Source organism: Vibrio aestuarianus, assembly GCF_012395185.1.
GTDB lineage: Bacteria > Pseudomonadota > Gammaproteobacteria > Enterobacterales > Vibrionaceae > Vibrio > Vibrio aestuarianus.
The window spans coordinates 25472-42887 of the sequence record NZ_JAAZTU010000006.1 but is presented as its reverse complement, the minus strand read 5'-3'; the positions used below and the strand labels follow the sequence as shown (position 1 = coordinate 42887).

At 42.4% G+C, this 17416-nt stretch carries 14 protein-coding genes and 1 riboswitch; of the genes, 6 read left to right on the top strand and 8 right to left on the bottom strand.

Annotated elements, in window-relative coordinates; genetic code table 11:
* Nucleotides 1-46: 46 nt before the first annotated feature.
* Genes mukB through cmoM form a run of 4 tightly spaced genes read right to left on the bottom strand, consistent with a single transcriptional unit; the run spans nucleotide 47 to nucleotide 7344 of the window.
* Nucleotides 47-4504 carry a chromosome partition protein MukB gene (mukB, locus tag HGG78_RS03990; RefSeq protein ID WP_172532144.1) on the bottom strand — a complete coding sequence of 1486 codons (4458 nt, stop codon included), beginning with the start codon at nucleotides 4502-4504 and terminating at the stop codon, nucleotides 47-49.
* The gene (gene mukE, locus HGG78_RS03985) at nucleotides 4501-5232 is read right to left on the bottom strand and encodes a chromosome partition protein MukE (RefSeq protein ID WP_171980030.1); all 732 of its coding nucleotides are present in this window, start codon (nucleotides 5230-5232) and stop codon (nucleotides 4501-4503) included. The genes mukB and mukE overlap by 4 nt, the downstream gene beginning before the upstream one ends.
* Entirely contained in the window at nucleotides 5213-6550 is a 1338-nt protein-coding gene (mukF, locus tag HGG78_RS03980) for a chromosome partition protein MukF (protein ID WP_053309971.1), read from the bottom strand. The genes mukE and mukF overlap by 20 nt, the downstream gene beginning before the upstream one ends.
* Before the next feature lie 2 nt (nucleotides 6551-6552).
* A complete protein-coding gene (cmoM, locus tag HGG78_RS03975) occupies nucleotides 6553-7344 on the bottom strand; it encodes a tRNA uridine 5-oxyacetic acid(34) methyltransferase CmoM (RefSeq protein ID WP_172532143.1) in 792 nt (263 codons plus the stop codon).
* Nucleotides 7345-7459: 115 nt separating this feature from the next.
* On the opposite strand from cmoM, the gene elyC reads away from it, so the two are divergent.
* Nucleotides 7460-8272 (top strand): envelope biogenesis factor ElyC, encoded by an 813-nt coding sequence (gene elyC, locus HGG78_RS03970; RefSeq protein WP_053310444.1) that lies wholly within the window; start codon nucleotides 7460-7462, stop codon nucleotides 8270-8272.
* A 93-nt stretch (nucleotides 8273-8365) separates the two neighbouring features.
* Here elyC and torR read toward each other — a convergent pair whose 3' ends face one another.
* Complete coding sequence (torR, locus tag HGG78_RS03965) at nucleotides 8366-9076, bottom strand: two-component system response regulator TorR (protein WP_172532142.1); 711 nt, start codon at nucleotides 9074-9076, stop codon at nucleotides 8366-8368.
* Nucleotides 9077-9333: 257 nt separating this feature from the next.
* Here torR and torD point away from each other — a divergent pair, with 257 nt between their 5' ends.
* The 5 genes from torD to HGG78_RS03940 all read left to right on the top strand — a co-directional run bounded on the left by torD (nucleotide 9334) and on the right by HGG78_RS03940 (nucleotide 13341).
* Nucleotides 9334-9981, top strand: coding sequence for a molecular chaperone TorD (torD, locus tag HGG78_RS03960; protein ID WP_172532141.1), 648 nt, complete (start codon nucleotides 9334-9336; stop codon nucleotides 9979-9981).
* Nucleotides 9982-10249: 268 nt separating this feature from the next.
* Entirely contained in the window at nucleotides 10250-11257 is a 1008-nt protein-coding gene (gene purR / locus HGG78_RS03955; protein WP_053309975.1) for an HTH-type transcriptional repressor PurR, read from the top strand.
* A 164-nt stretch (nucleotides 11258-11421) separates the two neighbouring features.
* Nucleotides 11422-11507: riboswitch (cyclic di-GMP riboswitch) on the top strand.
* 114 nt (nucleotides 11508-11621) lie between these two features.
* Nucleotides 11622-12209, top strand: a complete 588-nt coding sequence (locus HGG78_RS03950) for a TfoX/Sxy family DNA transformation protein (protein ID WP_053309976.1) — start codon at nucleotides 11622-11624, stop codon at nucleotides 12207-12209.
* Between the two features lie 119 nt (nucleotides 12210-12328).
* Nucleotides 12329-13021, top strand: a complete 693-nt coding sequence (locus HGG78_RS03945) for a TVP38/TMEM64 family protein (RefSeq protein ID WP_241772853.1) — start codon at nucleotides 12329-12331, stop codon at nucleotides 13019-13021.
* Between the two features lie 11 nt (nucleotides 13022-13032).
* A complete protein-coding gene (locus tag HGG78_RS03940) occupies nucleotides 13033-13341 on the top strand; it encodes a putative signal transducing protein (RefSeq protein ID WP_053309978.1) in 309 nt (102 codons plus the stop codon).
* Between the two features lie 29 nt (nucleotides 13342-13370).
* Here HGG78_RS03940 and HGG78_RS03935 read toward each other — a convergent pair whose 3' ends face one another.
* The 3 genes from HGG78_RS03935 to glgC all read right to left on the bottom strand — a co-directional run bounded on the left by HGG78_RS03935 (nucleotide 13371) and on the right by glgC (nucleotide 17028).
* Nucleotides 13371-14171 (bottom strand): alpha/beta fold hydrolase, encoded by an 801-nt coding sequence (locus tag HGG78_RS03935; RefSeq protein ID WP_053309979.1) that lies wholly within the window; start codon nucleotides 14169-14171, stop codon nucleotides 13371-13373.
* A gap of 141 nt (nucleotides 14172-14312) precedes the next feature.
* Entirely contained in the window at nucleotides 14313-15779 is a 1467-nt protein-coding gene (glgA, locus tag HGG78_RS03930) for a glycogen synthase GlgA (RefSeq protein ID WP_241772854.1), read from the bottom strand.
* Nucleotides 15769-17028, bottom strand: a complete 1260-nt coding sequence (gene glgC / locus HGG78_RS03925) for a glucose-1-phosphate adenylyltransferase (RefSeq protein WP_080996319.1) — start codon at nucleotides 17026-17028, stop codon at nucleotides 15769-15771. Before glgC ends, glgA begins: the two co-directional genes overlap by 11 nt.
* Between the last annotated feature and the right edge of the window lie 388 nt (nucleotides 17029-17416).

Below are 17416 nucleotides of genomic sequence, written 5' to 3'. Positions count from 1 at the left end.
AGACATACATTGGGTTTTGATGATTAGCAATTTCTACCGCAGTAAGTTACAGCATTTCAGCCATCTGTTGCGCTTCTGACTTAGGCTTTTCCGTTTGTCCAAAACCACGTAAACCAACCACATGCACGTGCTCGTGATCTTTAAACACTTTACGTACTAATTTGTAGGTTGTGCCTTTTTCTGGGCTGATATTTTCTGGCGCGGCTATCAACAATTGCATGTCTAAGCGGTCGCACAGTTCAAACAAGGTCGAAATAGACTTAGTGTCCAGACGGGCTGCTTCATCTAAGAATAATAAACGACAAGGCACAATGTCTTTACTACGTAGACGTCGTGATTCTTCTTCCCAACTTTGGACAACCATCAGCAAAATCGACTGGCCAGTACCAATAGCTTCACCAGTTGAAAGTGCACCTGATTCAGCTTGTAACCAACCGTCAGATCCACGGTTAACTTCAACACTCAGTTCTAAGTAATTACGATAATCTAACAGTTCTTCACCCAATACTTGTGGTGAACGCTGCCCCATATCAATGTGTGGATTAACACGCTGGAACAATTTAGCCATTGCTTCCGAGAATGTATAACGCGCACTCTCAAACAGATCTTTGTGCTGATTTTGCTGCTCGGCTAAGCCTGCTAGTAAAATTTCATGACTCTCACGCACTTTTACATTGAGGCGAACTCCATTCACTTGACCAAAGTTAATGTTCGATAAACCTTGGTTCAACATGCGAATACGGTTTTGTTCACGTTGGATAGTTTTCTTAATAATACTCGCCACGGATTCAGAGCTGATTGCCAATCGGTTTTCACGCTGAGTCAGCTCTTCCGTTAAGCGGGCAAGCTCCACTTCCATCTCTTCAATCGCTTCGACAGGATCATCCGTTCGGATGATATCTTGGCGGATACGTTCACGTAGATGTTGGTAGACCGCAATATAGAACAAGACTTTACGCTCTGGGTGCGCGTTATCTTCAGACAAGCGAAGGGCATCACGTAAATCTTCATTATTCGCCACGGCTAAACGCAGTGCACCTAATGATTTATCAGACATAGAACGCAGCTCGTCGGCTGATAAATAGGCTAGCTCGCGCTTATGCAAGCGACGCTCTACATCATTTTCACGCGCTAAACGCAGTACACTGCACCACCCTGCTTTTGCATTGACTACAAAAGTACGTAGGTCTTGGTACTCTTTTTGTACTTTCTTTAAACGCTTAACTAACGCTTTCATCTCAAGATCGGTTGAGGTAATAGTGCGTTCGTATTCGCTCTTACGTGAACGAGAACTATGCAAACGTTCTTGTAATTCATCGCGGCGACGTTGTGCGCGCTCTTGCGCACCTTCATCGGCATGTACACCGAACTCTTGCAGCTCTTGTTTGAACTCTTGAACCGTTTCAAGCTTGGCTTGATGTGAACTTTTTAACGAAGCCAATACTTGATTATATTGGTTCATTTGGCTTTGCGATTGTTTTAGCTCATCACGAGTACGAGTTCGAGCATTTTCAGCATCAACCAGCTTAGCTTTAAGCTGCTCACTCAATTCACTGCTCTTGCTAAGAAGGTCAACAGAATCGGAGTAACTAAAGTAATGACGACGCTCAACCACATCTGACAATGCAAAAATCTGCACTTTTAACGTTTGCAGCGCTTGATCCGCTTGTTGATATTGAACGGTCAGTTCTTCAAACTGTTCAGGATCAGTATCTAAAGAAGAAGCAATGTTTTCTAGCTCAGCTATCGTTTTGCGGTGAGCACTTAAAAATGCTTTGGCGGCAGACAAATGGCTGATCTTTTCTTCCAATTCATCAAAACGCGCTTGCAGGGCGTCATCTTCAATCAGCAACATACTTGGAGCAAGTTTATCAAGCAGAGTTAACGCTTGTTTACTGTGCTGCAGTTGGCTACGTTGCTGCTGCTCTTTTGCTTCTAAGTCAGCCAAAACACGGGCTACTTGATTTCGTTGTTCACGCGCGATTTGTAGTGCTTGCTCAGGGTCGGCATTGAAGGCTACCTGAATATGTTTCGCCACAAAGTCATTAAAGCTTTGGTAAAGACGTTGCAGTTTTTGTGAATCAAACGCTGCTTTTGCATGCGCTTCTAGTACATCTTCGCGCTCGTTACGCAGCAATTCCAAACGCTGATCTCGCGCTGCTCGACCAAATAATGGGATTTCAGGGAAGCGAGAATAACGCATCTGGCGATCATTTAGCTGAACACAAACCGCACCTTCCAATTCATCGGCATTAAATGAGCTGTCATCAAATGCATCGATATCGCCTTCTATGATGTAAAGATCTTCTGGGCAATCATCTAACTCAATCAGCTTCTCTTTGATGCCAGAAAGATCAGACACAACAATCGCGTGCCGAGCTGGACCATACATGGCGCTGAAATACGGCGCATCACTGAGGGTGATGTCATCATAAATTTCTGAAAGTAAGACCCCACCTAAAGTATCAGCCAACCCTTTTAAACGCGGGTCGTTTGAACCACCTGGTGATGCTAACCTTTCAATTTCACTATCCAATTGAGCTCGACGCTCGGCCAGTTTATCTTTGGCGATGGACTGCGCTTTTTCGAGCTCAAGTACTTGCTGCATGTGTGCCATAACCGACTGGCTATCTTGTAGCTCGGCACCGCTTTGTTCACGCAATGTTTCAAGTGCATCGTTTGCTGCAATCCACGTTGGTGCAATCGACTCTAAACGTTGAATTTCAGCCTGTTTATCTTGCTCTAAACGGCGCTGTTCACTGCGCTGTTCACGAAGTTCTTCTTGAGCATATTCTAATGACTCGATCAACGCAGCGTGGCGTTCGTGCTCTTGTTCCAGCATTTGCTCATCAAGTAATTCAACTTGGTGCTGCTTTTGGTAACCGGCTACGAGCTCACGCGCTGTTTGCTGTTGATTCAAGCGACGCTCTAAGTCTCGTTGCTGCGCATACCATTGCTGTTCATTTTGGCAAATCTGTTCGGCATCACGTGCTTGCTGGATAACCAATTTTGCTTGTGCAGCAGCATCACTACGTGGAATAACACCAACAATACCTTGCACCAATTTCAACGCATGATCAAACTGCTCAACGGCTGCGGAAGACATATCCAACTTATGCTTTAATGCAAGCAAGGTCGTGGTATTGCTATCTTGCTGCTGCTTAAGTTCATTCACCAATGCGGATGCGTTGTCTGGCGTTAAATTGTCATCGCCTAAAAGCTGCATAGCTTTATCTAATGCCTGAACGGCTTGCTGGTATTGCAGCGCACGAGTTTGCTGCACATCCAACGCTTGTTGGTAATCAGCAAGCTGGCTTTTCAAGCTATCCACTTCATCTTCAGAAATGGTGGCTTGTTCTTCGGCCATTAAAACGCGCTCCCGCGCTTCCTCTACCACCATCATCTGTTCTTCAAGACGAATACTGAGCTCTTCTAAATCTTCTTGGTAGCGCTCAATTTTTTCTTGCTGACGCAGTGCATTTTGCACCAGTTGTAAGTGATCAGAAGCCGCTTGGTAGTCTTGCTCTAACGCGGATTCTTGTTCAACCAATAACTCTAACTCTTCCTGTACGCGATTGAGCAGATTGTTTTGTTCAATCAAAGTATGACGCGAACCAAACAGTTCACTGCGTAACGCTAAAGTTTGCCCTAGTTTCTTGTGGCGTTCGTTAGCGTGACGCATATAATCAGCCGCCACGTAATTGGTTGATTCTGTAATTAAATGCTTGAAGAGATCACGATCAGCTTGCGTGGTTTTGATGGCTTCCAACGTCATGCGGTTTTCACGTAAAGCCGATTCCATATCTTGGAATGCTTTTTTAACGCCGCCGTTTTGTGGCAATAGGTAGTCACGCAATGAACGCGTAATTGCACTCGAAATACCACCGTATAATGACGCTTCAATCAAACGATAGAATTTTGAACGGTCGCTACTGTTACGCAGTTTTTTCGGCACAACACCGAATTCAAACATCTGTGCATGGTAGTCAACAATTGAATTGAACGCTTTAAAATGCGCCCCCTCAATTTTTGCCACAATATCTTTAACTTCGTTGATTTGACGCACGCGCGCATGGTTGTCGGAAACACTTTCGATTAGCACATCGGTCGGTTTGATATGGCTCGGTAAACCTTGAATAACAAAAGGTTTGATATCAACTTTTTTATCACGCCCCGCCACTTGTTGCAGTTTCACCGCAAACAAAAGGCGCTGCTTGCGCGAGTTGACAACATCTAACGCCGCATAACAAGCTCCGGCTTGCAGCTTGCCGTATAAACCTTTGTCACGAGAAGCTTGTGAGCTACCGGCTTCGGTTGTGTTTCTGAAGTGGAGCAAACTTTGGTCTGGAATTAACGTAGTAATAAAGGCTGCCATGGTAGTCGATTTACCCGCACCGTTACCGCCAGATAATGTGGTAACCAAACCATCAATATCAAAAGTACGAGCAAAGAAGCCGTTCCAATTGATCATGGTTAGTGATTGATACTTACCTCGTTCAATCATTCTTCACCTTCCCACTCTGTTTGCTCGTTAACATCTTGTTCTTCTATTTCTTGTTCATTATCTAATAAGCTGCGTTGGTTTGGTTCCTGGCTGTGCACCACAGCTTCACCATCACGAATCAAACGCAATTGTGCTTCACGCATGTCATCACCAACGCGCACGTCAGCACCAAAGCGAAATACCGCTTCGCTGATACGGAATTTATTGGTATCACCTAAATTGATGATCATGCCTAAACGTCGCAAGCGACGCAGAGATGTACGCACTTTTTCAAACAGCTTTTCTTTGTCTAAGTCAGAGCCGCTTGCTCGGTTGGTCACGAGCTTCATTAGCTTTTTCTCATCAGCAAGTGATAGCAGCTCTTCATACAATTCTTGATTGGTGAATATGCCTTCATGCGCTAAACGCTCTGGGCTCAAATAAAGGAAGCACAGTACTTTTCCGACGAGCATATCTAACTCAGATAACACACTTCGGTTAATCAATGCCGTTGAACGAGGACGCAAATAAAAGAAACCTTCGGGCGCTTTTACTAATTCAGTATTATAACGTTGATAAAACAACGCTAAATCAGGCTCAAAGTCCGATAGGAATGCGTGATTATCTAAATCGTCACTAGAAACATGGCGACCGGCACGAAGCTGGCTATCTAATGCAGGGAAAAGGGGATTCGTAATTGCTTTTGCCAAGTTTTCTGGCATGTATTCATTAATATCTGTTGATAACATTTGCTTGTACCTTTGCGCCAAAATCGTTGATCGCTTGCCAGTCGGGTTGAATCGCTCGGTAATCATGTTCGGAATAACCGAGTCGTACCGCTTGGTCGACAACAATTCTTGCTAAATCAAAATGATGAGTATGAGGATGAGCGGCTAAGTAATCTCTCAACACCAATCCTAGGTCTATCGGCATGCCTTGGTCTTTATGACCTTTTAGCATCTGGCCGATACGCTCTGAAAGCTGATCATTGACCTGTTTGAATTCTTCATATTCCACTTCAAGCGGCACTTGCCCCATCACTTCATCGTCTCTTAAGACCAAAGCTTCATCACGAAGATCCGTCAAGCGTTCAGCATCAGCATAAGTGAGATGCCAAGGCGTATCAAAATAGTCATTCACTGATTGACGTAAGCGCTGGCTGAATGCTCGGTTTTGATCCATATCTATCGCGGTACGGATAAATTTATGCACGTGACGGTCATAACCAATCCACAGGTCAATAGCTTGTTGACCCCAACTTGTAATGCGATCAAGCTTCATCTGTAAACCAAATAAGGTTTCTTCGATAAACTCAAGTTCAGAAGAACCATAAACGATTTCTTGGATATCGAGGATCTGCGTTTGAAGCTCGTCTCCCGCGGCTTGCAATGTATCTTGCAGTTCACGCAATGTGGAGGAGGTTTCAGAAAGTAATGACTCACAATTGTTGATCGCTTCACGCCAATCTTTGTTCAAGAGCTCGGCTATCTGCTGCTTAACGGACTGCTGCTGCTCATCCATTACTCGTTGGTTAAGGTCGATTCGGTCAAATATTTCACCGACGGAATACTTCAACACCCCGTATACATTCTTTTTCCAGTGTCCAGGTGTGCCGCCTTTTTGCGCCGCCTCTATGGCTTTTGCCATTTCATCCGCCACCATGGAGAGCTGGATGGAGAGTTTCAGTTTCGAAAATTCGCGGTGGCGAACATAATAATCGGTGATACCAATCGCCAGTGGCGATAAACGGTAGATGCTGACACCTTCGGTTACTTCACTGGTAAATCGGCTCACCAATCGCTGCTTAACCAGTTCATTGATCGCGTTATTAGCACGAAAAGCCGAAGCTTCACCTGTCTCTTCAAACATACGAGTGACGATGGAGAACGCGTCATGTAACTCCCCCTCACCTAATTCTTCATCAAACCTTTCATTGCTCAGTACTGCGATAGCGATAAGGAACGCAAGCCGCTCTGTCGTCAGGTTCAATGAGAAATCGTGCTGCTTTACCCAGCTAACCAATTCATCGATTGGTTGCTCTGCAGCGCTTTGAGTTATCTCACTCATTGTTATTCCTGCTCTATTTTTTTCTGCGCCCACACATGAATGTATCGACCTAGTGAGAGGTACGGCTCTTGTCTACACAATTGTTTTTCTAGTGCCAGTACGTCTTCATATTGGTAGTCGCCCATACTTGCTACGTTTCCGATGTAGTCACTGAATGAACGAATTCCCGATTTACCACAAATCTCAAACCCCGCATCTTCGATCCATTGATAGACGTCTTCGGGCCTTAAACCTTTTTGTGGTTGGAGTTTAAATCTTTTGCGATGTGGCATCCCATTCAGCACATGAGGAATATTACCGCACACCACATTTTTATATACCAGACCATGATGGTTGTAGAACATCACGGAAGCCATTCCACCCGGCCTGACTTGTTCTAACAAGTTTTGCAATGCCGCTTTCGGTTCTGCTAACCATTCCATCACAGCATGAAACATCACCATATCGACAGAAGCGGTTAAATGCTCTTGTATTGATTGCACAGGTGAGTGAATCAGCCGATACTGCTCAAGCAAGCTATTTTTTGCAATATCCTGCTCAGCTAACAGCAGCATTTCCCAAGATAGATCACATAATGTAATTTGATGCCCTAGCTTGGCCAATTTTTGGGACATTTGTGCCAGTCCACCACCCGCATCCAAAATGTGCAAGGGTTGGGGGTTGGTGCCAAACATGGCGAGTAATTGCTCGATATCTTCCCAAACAATGACTTGGCGTATCTCACCTTTGTCAGAGCCATATATGTTTTTTGCAAATTTGTGGGCAATATCGTCGAAATTCCGGTCTTCAGTCACAGTCGCTTGGGGTATGATAACGAATCGTGCTGCTATTCTGTCATAGGAATGGCAGGAATAAAGAGGCTTTATGCCTTTTTATATTCAAGTGGTGTTTTTTCGGACTATTTTGTTTATGTTTGAGCTGAAAAAAATTATTTCCTCATTATTAATGCCTCTCCCGGCGATGCTTATCCTCGGTTTTGTAGGTTTAATGCTTATTATGTTCACAGCCAAACGTAAAACTGGCTGTATGATTGTCTTGTTATCTTTGACGACTCTATTCCTGATCTCTTTCCAACCTTTCGCTACTCGCGTTCTGATGCCGTTAGAAAGACAGTATTCTGCATTCCTTCCTAGCGAAGGAGCGATTGATTATGTCATGGTACTTGGTAGTGGGCATGTGGTTGACGATCAAATTCCCCCCACGTCTGAACTCAGCCGAACCGCACTGATGCGCCTTAGTGAAGGCATTCGAGTGATGCGCATGTATCCCGGTTCAAAATTAATCTTGTCTGGTTACTCTGGCGGCTCCGAATTTAGTCACGCTCGCATGTTAGCAACCGTAGCGCTCGCACTCGGAGTGAGTAAATCCGATATTATTTTGCTTGAAACCGCGAAAGATACATGGGAAGAAGCAAGACAAGCAGCTGCCTTTGTTCAACAGCGCAAGTTAGTACTCGTCACTTCAGCGAGCCATATGCAACGCGCATTAAACGAATTTTACTCGGCAGGACTCGCCCCTATTCCCGCGCCAACCAATTATCTAGCACAAAACAATATCGCTCAGGCTTGGGAAAAATACACACCTCGAGCTCGCTACTTAGAACAAACGGAGCGCTATTGGTATGAGACCTTGGGGCTATTGTGGCAAAACCTACGTGATTGGGCATCCGGCTACGAGGAAACGGCTTTAGAAAACGCTCCACAACAAGAAAGCAATTTGTAAGATACATAAAAAACCGAAGTCTCTACTTCGGTTTTTTATTTTCTGGCATCTCAAATAACCCAACGAGATACGTGTTTTATCGAAAATAAACGACTAATCTCCGGCAAACATATACCCTTCCCCATGCACCGTCACAAAAATTTGTGGGTTTTTAGGGTCAAATTCCATCTTCGCTCTCATCCGTCTAATCAAGACATCAATCGTACGATCATTAGGCGCATCAACACGATGGCTGATCATATTCAAAATACGTTCTCGGCTCAGTACTTGGTTAGGATAAGAAGATAATGCAACCAACAACTCATACTCAGCTTTTGTCAATTTTACCGGCTCACCACTTCGACTAAGTGCACGGCGTTGAATATCAAATGACCATTCACCAAATCGAACGAGATTACCATTTTGAGAAGTATCGCCAACAGTCGATTGATTATTGGCTGTCGATATCCGCCATAAAAGATTTTTTACACGAACTAACAGTTCACGTAATTCAAATGGTTTGGTGACATAGTCATCAGCCCCCATTTCGAGACCAACAATTTTATCGATGCTATCCGTGCGACCTGTAACCAGGATGATTCCAATATCAGATTGACTACGTAGTTCACGCGTTAACATCAAACCATCCTCTCCCGGAAGGTTGATATCTAACATAATCAAATCAATAACGTTGTTCTGAAGCGCCTCTCGCATTTGAGTACCGTTCTCCGCCTCTGTAACGGTATAACCTTCATTTTGAAAGTACCCGGCCAGTTTACTGCGAGTTACTGCGTCATCTTCAATAACTAATACGTGATAGCTCATGTACACCACTTATTTATATGGAAATGCCTAAGTCTCAGTATGAGACTATGTACAAATTTATTCTATTCATAAATCGTCATAATTCTATCAATCGCAGGCTAAAAATAGAGAAAAATGCTGGTTTATTGATTCAAAACAACCTTCCAAGACGGTATTAATTAAATAACAATTTCTGTCATATTTTTTCATTTATATAGTGATAGCTATTCATTTTTATTCGCTAAACTTAGCAGAGTAATTATTTTTGGAGCAAGACGATGCAAGAAACTAAAGCCTTTAATGAAAAGCGTGCCGAGATTTACTGGTGGCTTTCGAGCTTATTTGTCAAAGAGCTAACTGAGCAGGAACTAGAACAATACCATACTCAGGCCATTCGCTCGTTTCTTACTGGCTTAGGTGACAACCAAACCCTTAAACCTGCAATTGACAAACTAGTCGATGCATTAAATCGACTCATGGATAGGGAAGATGCTCAACTAGAGCTTGCCGCTGATTTCTGTGATGTTTTTCTAAAATCAAATAAAGATTCTGCTCTGCCATATGCCTCTATTTATATTGGTCAATCCGGTCTTCTCAATGCTGAACCAGCAAAAGCGATGACCGAATTAATGGCATCACATAACATTGCGGTAAGCACATCGCTGAATGAGCTAGCTGATCACATTGCTATTGAATTAGATTTTCTGGGGAATTTGATCATTCGATCCAATGAGCTAGAACAGGAACAACATTTAGATCAAGCCTTTGTCGAACAGTATGAGTTTATCCAACAGCATATCCTCTCATGGGTGCCTCAGTTTAGCCTTCGATGCCAACAAATTGATCAGTTCGGGTTCTATAGCGCATTAACCGAACTGCTAGTGGCATTTCTTCAATTGGACTGCAAGTATTTGTCTAACGATTAGTGCGTCTTTACATAGATACACAATAAATCAGTCAACTGTGACAATTGACTGATTTATTAAGCAGATTTTTCATTGCCTGATTGACGTTTGCAGACTAAAATCTTGACTGAAAACGATAAAAAATTATTTTTAAGATGCAAACCGCTGTTTCCGGCGGTTTTTGTGTTTTTATTACTTTTAGGCTTCAATCTTAACAAGGTAATAAGCCTAACTCTGCTGAATGGTAAGCTGATTCAACCGTTCTGCAATTATCGACAGGAACGAATTTATGGCTACGATTAAAGACGTTGCTCGCCTCGCTGGCGTATCAACCACCACGGTATCGCACGTGATTAACAAAACTCGCTTTGTTGCTGAAGCTACACAAGAAAAAGTGATGGAAGCAGTAGCGGAACTCAACTATGCGCCAAGTGCTGTGGCTCGTAGCTTGAAATGTAATACCACCCGTACGATCGGTATGTTAGTTACCCAATCCACTAACTTGTTTTTCTCCGAAGTTATTGATGGCGTGGAAAGCTACTGCTATCGCCAAGGCTATACGCTCATTTTGTGTAACACGGGCGGTATCTATGAGAAACAACGTGATTATATTCGCATGCTAGCGGAAAAACGCGTTGATGGTATGTTAGTCATGTGCTCAGACCTCACTGAAGAGCTTCTGGAAATGCTCGATCGCCATGCCGATATCCCTAAAGTGATAATGGACTGGGGTCCAGAAAGCTCTCAAGCTGATAAAATCATCGATAATTCTGAAGAAGGTGGTTATCTAGCGACCAAATACCTTATCGATCATGGTCACACTGAAATTGCATGTCTAAGTGGTCACTTCGAAAAGGCAGCCTGCCAAGAGCGAATTCAAGGCTTCAAACGCGCACTTGCAGAAGCGAACCTAACTGTGAATGAAAACTGGATACTGGAAGGTAACTTCGAGTGTGACACTGCCGTATTAGCCGCAGATAAAATCGCAGCAATGGATAAACGTCCAACGGCTGTATTCTGTTTTAACGATACTATGGCTTTAGGTTTAATGAGTCGCCTACAACAAAAAGGTATCCGTGTCCCTGATGACATGTCAGTGATTGGCTATGACAACATTGAGCTCGCTGAATACTTTTCACCACCGCTAACCACCATTCACCAACCTAAGCGCCGTGTGGGAAAAAATGCATTTGAAATTTTGTTAGAACGCATTAAAGACAAAGAGCATGAAAGACGTATTTTTGAAATGCACCCAGAGATTGTTGAGCGTAAAACAGTTAAAAATATAAAAAAATAAATCAAATTTTTGCTCGTTAATCGTTCGAAAGTCAAAACTGCCCATATTCTTAAAATTAGGATTACATTTGACTTTCAATCATGAAACTTTTGAGATGGGCATCACATATAAGAGATACAAATGTGATGTTTGTCCAATTTTTTATTTATTCTAATTCTTAGAAGTCACGCACAGGGCAAACCATTTGAAAGAATGGGACGCAAAGCCTCCGGCCTAAACCAAAACATTGGTAGGTAGCGGGGTTGCCGATGGCAATGATACTAGCATTAAGTTTACTCCTTACTGACACACTTTCTGCATAGAGTTGCTAACCTCTCGGACCTGATTTTGGTGGCGTATTACCTATACACCGAGAATTTACAACATGGATAAACCAGTACTTAAAGATTCAATGCGACTATTCGAACAGTTTGGACAAGTAAAATCTCGTTCAATGTTTGGCGGTTTCGGTATTTTCGTCGATGACACTATGTTTGCTTTGGTCGTAAACGATAAACTTCACATTCGCGCTGATGATGTGTCTACAAAACGCTTTGTACAGCAGGGCTATGAGCCTTATGTATATAAAAAGCGCGGCTTTCCTGTCGTCACTAAATATTTTGCATTACCTGATAATTGCTGGAACAACCCGCAACAAATCTTGAGAGACGCATCTGTCGCACTTGAAATTGCCAAGCAAGAACGTGAAGTTCAAGCTCAGGCAAAGCCAGATCGCTTGAAAGATCTGCCCAATTTGCGTCTTGCAACGGAAAGAATGCTCAAAAAAGCAGGTATTGAATCGGTTAATGATTTACAAGCGAAAGGTGCTTTAGAAGCGTACAAAGCCATTCAGCAAACCCACTCTTCGACTGTCAGTTTAGAATTGCTTTGGGCTTTAGAAGGCGCGATTGAAGGAAAACACTGGTCTGTTATTTCGCAATCTCGTCGTGATGAACTCGCCAATAATCTATAAACGTTAACCACAACCTTTCAAAAAGCGCTCGCACTTCATTGCGGGCGCTTTTTTATTCCATTTTGAAATAAAAGTTCGACTTTCCATGTCCTATTCACTATATCTAGTGTAAAAACGCGGTGAGAAAAAGCATGAATAAAAAAATTGTCTTGGGTCTAATCCTATTAATTACCATCATTCTACTAGCGATGAATTTTGGCCAGTATCTAACCTTAGAAAACGCCAAAGCACAGCAATTACTGCTCAATGAGCATATTGAACAAAACTTTGTGAGCGCAGCTGCACTCTATTTCTCGCTCTATATTTTAGTCACGGCATTTTCGATACCTGGGGCGGCAGTGGTCACTTTATTAGGCGCGGCGCTATTCGGCTTTTGGACTAGCCTACTTTTAGTCTCCTTTGCCAGTACTATCGGGGCAACACTAGCTTTTTTAAGCAGCCGCTTTTTACTGCGTGAATGGGTGCAAGACAAATTTGGCTCAAAACTGAAAGCGATAAACCAAGGTGTGGAAAGTGATGGCGCTTTCTATCTATTTTCTCTGCGCTTGATACCTGTCTTTCCATTTTTCTTGATCAATTTGTTAATGGGCTTAACACCACTTTCCACTGTTCGCTTTTATTTAGTTAGCCAGTTGGGGATGTTGCCAGGCACTGCTGTCTATTTGAATGCAGGCACACAGTTATCTGAAATAGATAGTCTATCTGGTATTATTTCACCGTCCGTCTTGCTTTCATTTGCACTGCTTGGATTGTTTCCCATGATAGCGAAATGGGGTCTATCTAAATTCAACAATATGACCAAAACGACTTAGAGCCAATCAACATGAAGATATTCGTCTCGAACTTATTATTAGAAGCACATATCGTCAGTCATCTCTTGCAGCAAGAAAAAATTCAGTGTGAAGTCAGGGGAGAAGGCCTGTTTGGTTTACAAGGTGAATTGCCTTTTGGAGAAGAAACTAACCCTTATGTATGGCTACTCGATGCTCATAAAGAACGTGAAGCTCTTGCAGTTATAGAAACTTACCGCGATAACCATGAACAAAATGTGTCCAACTGGTACTGCCAAAAATGCGGAGAAGAGAACGAACCGCAGTTTTCTGCCTGCTGGCATTGCAGTTCAGTTCAGTAGCTCCCATTGACCGTCTACTCGTATCGAAATTAGCGAGACATATTCTGTTGAATGAATTCAATAGAGTGTCGATTAAACATCTCCGGCTGTTCAACATTACAAACATGTCCACAATTGGGTATTTCTAACAGAATACTCTTTTTGTGGTGTGCCACCATGTCCTTGACGGGTTTAATGAACATATAGTCTCTCTCGCCCATCAGATAAAGAGTCGGGATTGGTAGTTCTTTCTCTTTAAAGTACTTCATTAAAGGGTTAACTTCCGAAGTCAGCATAAACCAGCGTTTAAACTCTTTTTGGCACAGTTTTCTTGCTTCTCGTATGAACAGATGTCGAGACTCTTTTTGAGTACGTTGTGGCATAACAATATAAGCGAACAATCGATATAGCCACATATAAGGAATGATATGCTTACTTAAATTGCCTACCTTAACTAGCACCTGCGAACGAACGTCAAAACGCGTCACCGCACCACCTAACACCATCGTTCTAACACGACTAGACGCTAATTCAGCAAGGTTTCTGACAATAATTGTTCCTAGTGACATACCAACAAAATGGGCAGATTGGATTTTCAGATGATCCAACACTTTGAGAATATCTTGTGTAACTGATTTAAAAGTATAGCGATTGGCCATTAATTCTTTAAGTAACTGATTGGATTTGCCGTGACCACGGAGGTCAATTAACAATAAATTAAAATGTTCTCTGTATGCTTTTATCTGCTTAAACCAGATAGATGAGCTTCCCCCTGCCCCATGGACAAAGACAACCCATTCATCACTGGTCGGATGATGGTAAGTTTTATGGAAAAGTAAACTCTGAGACATATTGAGATATTTGTTCGCAATCAATGAGTATTAAGACTACCACAAAATACCAATACTATTGGTAGCAGGATGTAAAATTATGTTTGGTTTATCGGCTCTATAGCATGAGACAAAGGCGCCGAAGCGCCTTTTCATTTGTTATTAACTAAATACCGCGTCTTGATACATTTTGATGTATTCTTTCGCTGAATCTTGCCAACTAAAATCTTGGCGCATAGCGCGTTGCTGTACTTCTAACATTTTATCTGGATGCTGAAGATAAAATAGCATCGCCCGTTGCATAGTAATCAGCAAAGCCTCAGCAGACGGTTCATGGAAACCAAAACCCGTTGCTTCATCAGGGTACTTATCGTAATCACGAACCGTATCTTTCAGGCCACCGACTTCACGCACAATAGGCAATGTGCCGTAAGCCATGCTATAGATCTGGTTCAAGCCACACGCCTCAAATTCTGACGGCATAAGAAAGAAATCTGAACCGGCTTCAACCAAGTGCGCGAAACGATTGCTATAAGCTTCAACAAAGGCAAATTTATGTGGATACAACGAAGCGATTTTCTGCAAACGAGTGGCAACTTCAGGTTCACCCGTCCCAACAATAATCACTTGAACATCATTACGTAAAAACTGCTCGAGGATGGGTAGAATGTAATGAAACCCTTTTTGGTGAGTTAAACGACAAACCATACCAAACAGTGGTAATGAACGTTTAGGTAATTGCAGCTCTTCTTGCAGTATCTGTTTGCTTGCTAATTTACCCGCATGCAGCGATTCCGCCTCATCTGAATAGCCAAGAGGAAGATATTCATCCTGTTGTGGATTCCATTCACTGTAATCACAGCCATTGACAATACCGTGAAGATCCCTTGCTCTGTGTACAAAATCATCAACCAGTCCATGAGAGCCCAAAGGCGTCAGCAATTCAGATGCATAATTAGGACTGACTGCATTAATTTTATCGGCAAAGGCAATACCTGCACGCAGCATGCTAACGTGATCATGCCCATATTGCAGAAACTCCATACCAGATAAATTTAATTCAGGAATAATTTCTAATTGATGATAAGAGAAGATCCCCTTGAAGATAGCATTATGCACCGTCAAGACACTCTTCATCTCAGAAAAGTATGGGTCGTGCTGATAACGAGTTCTAAGCAAGAAAGGAACTAATCCTGTATGCCAATCATTAGCGTGAATAACTTGCGGTTTTTTGCCTAATTTCGGCAACACATCCAGACTCGCTGCTGAAAAAAAGCCAAAACGTTCACCGTTATCTGAATAGGCTTGGTTATTCTCACCATACATTTCTGGACGGTCAAAATAATGTGGGCAGTCGATCAAATAGACTGGTACACCATCAAGCTGCATTTCACGCACTCGATATTGGGTGTGAGGCCAATGAGTAAGCTCAGTCTCTAACACAACTGGAGCTTCATTTAGCCCCGGTATAGAGCGATAAGCAGGTAGCACAATGGCTACCTGATGATCTAACTCTTGAAGTGCTTTCGGTAGCGCCTTGGCGACATCCGCCAAACCACCACTTTTAATCAATCCCTGTGCTTCTGAAACGGTAAACCAAACCTCGATTTTTTCCCTTTTAGAATCCAACTTTCGTTCCTTTTGCAATAACAACGATCCCCTCATCTGACACGTGGAAGCGTTGTCTATCAAGCTCTAGATCTTCACCAATGATGGTACCTGGTGCAATCTCAACATTTTTATCAATAATTGTGCGTTTAATACTACAGCCTTCACCGATTTTGACATCACCTAAAATCACTGACTCACTAATTAAAGTATTTGCGGCAATATTACTGCGATAGCCTAGCACTGATTTGTATATCTTTGCACCTTGAATATAGCTACCACCAGAGATCAAGCTATCTGTAATTTGTACTTTACGATCATGTGAATCTACAAAGGTTGCTGGCGGTAATGGCGGATAATAAGTGTGCAATGGCCAACTACGGTTATAGAGTGAGAAATCGGCATCGTGCTCAAGTAAGTCCATATGAGCAGACCAGTAGGCATCAATCGTACCCACATCGCGCCAATAAGTGGCTTCTTTTTCACCCTTGATAACATTCGTAGAAAAATCATAGACATAAACCCCACCTTCAGGGAAGAGTTTAGGAATGATATCTTTACCGAAATCATGACTAGATTCTTTATTCTCAGCGTCTAAGCGTAACTCTTCGCATAATGTGTTTGCGTCAAAAATATAGTTACCCATAGAAACAAGAGCAAGATCAGGGTGTCCAGGGATAGACTTAGGATTACTAGGCTTTTCTTCAAAGCCGATCATTTTGCCATGCTCATCAACTTCAATAACACCAAATTGAGAAGCCTCAGAGAGTGGCATTCTTAAAGCCGATACAGTCAATTTCGCATCAACGCGCTTGTGGAAGTCAAGCATCTGACGTATATCCATTTTATAAATATGGTCAGAACCGAAGATACACACTTGATCAGGTGCTGATAGCTCGATAAAACTAATATTTTGGTAGATAGCATCTGCCGTCCCCTCGTACCAACGCTTACCATCACGCATCTGTGCTGGAATCGAGTCAATAAAGCGGTCCGTGATACTCGTCAAATTCCATCCTTTCTTCATATGTAGATAAAGGGACTGTGATTTGAACTGTGTCAATACATAAATACGCATAAGATCTGCGTTAACAAAGTTGTTAAGTGCAAAGTCGATTAAGCGATAGCTACCACCAAATGGAACCGCAGGTTTACTACGAGATGCAGTCAAGGGCATCAAGCGAGAGCCTTCACCACCAGCAAGGATCATACCTAAAACACCAGCCATAATAATTCTCCATATTTTTTCATTTTTATATTCGCATTCCATACTTATTAGTATTGAGGGGGAGTATGGATGCTTTTCCTTTATATAACGCTCTTGTAAAATCCGAGATTTTGTAAAATACCTTTCACTCAAAAACGGATGCCTATACGTTATCGAATTGCTAGAAGAATTCAATTTTAAATACGCTGTTCTGTCGACTATTAATCCGTTAGATTGCCAACTCCTAACCTAGCTCACATTTCAATGCCCCATAAAATATAAATACAACAATGCATTAACCAAACGTTAATATCCGTTTTTTGTATCGTTTTTTCATCTCATATACACGCTATGAAAATCAATAATAAAACACATTTATGACATCCAGTTAAAACCTCTAGACACCTGATACAACAGCGTCAGTTTAAGGTTTTTTAGGTTAAATTTCGTT

What these genes read in the sequence shown, in the direction of transcription:
- torD (WP_172532141.1), top strand. Translation starts at nt 9,334, where the DNA reads ATGCAAGAAACTAAAGCCTTTAATGAAAAGCGTGCCGAGATTTACTGG.
- mukF (WP_053309971.1), bottom strand. Translation starts at nt 6,550, where the DNA reads ATGAGTGAGATAACTCAAAGCGCTGCAGAGCAACCAATCGATGAATTG.
- HGG78_RS03950 (WP_053309976.1), top strand. Translation starts at nt 11,622, where the DNA reads ATGGATAAACCAGTACTTAAAGATTCAATGCGACTATTCGAACAGTTT.
- mukE (WP_171980030.1), bottom strand. Translation starts at nt 5,232, where the DNA reads ATGTTATCAACAGATATTAATGAATACATGCCAGAAAACTTGGCAAAA.
- glgC (WP_080996319.1), bottom strand. Translation starts at nt 17,028, where the DNA reads ATGGAATGCGAATATAAAAATGAAAAAATATGGAGAATTATTATGGCT.
- purR (WP_053309975.1), top strand. Translation starts at nt 10,250, where the DNA reads ATGGCTACGATTAAAGACGTTGCTCGCCTCGCTGGCGTATCAACCACC.
- elyC (WP_053310444.1), top strand. Translation starts at nt 7,460, where the DNA reads ATGTTTGAGCTGAAAAAAATTATTTCCTCATTATTAATGCCTCTCCCG.
- torR (WP_172532142.1), bottom strand. Translation starts at nt 9,076, where the DNA reads ATGAGCTATCACGTATTAGTTATTGAAGATGACGCAGTAACTCGCAGT.
- HGG78_RS03935 (WP_053309979.1), bottom strand. Translation starts at nt 14,171, where the DNA reads ATGTCTCAGAGTTTACTTTTCCATAAAACTTACCATCATCCGACCAGT.
- HGG78_RS03940 (WP_053309978.1), top strand. Translation starts at nt 13,033, where the DNA reads ATGAAGATATTCGTCTCGAACTTATTATTAGAAGCACATATCGTCAGT.
- mukB (WP_172532144.1), bottom strand. Translation starts at nt 4,504, where the DNA reads ATGATTGAACGAGGTAAGTATCAATCACTAACCATGATCAATTGGAAC.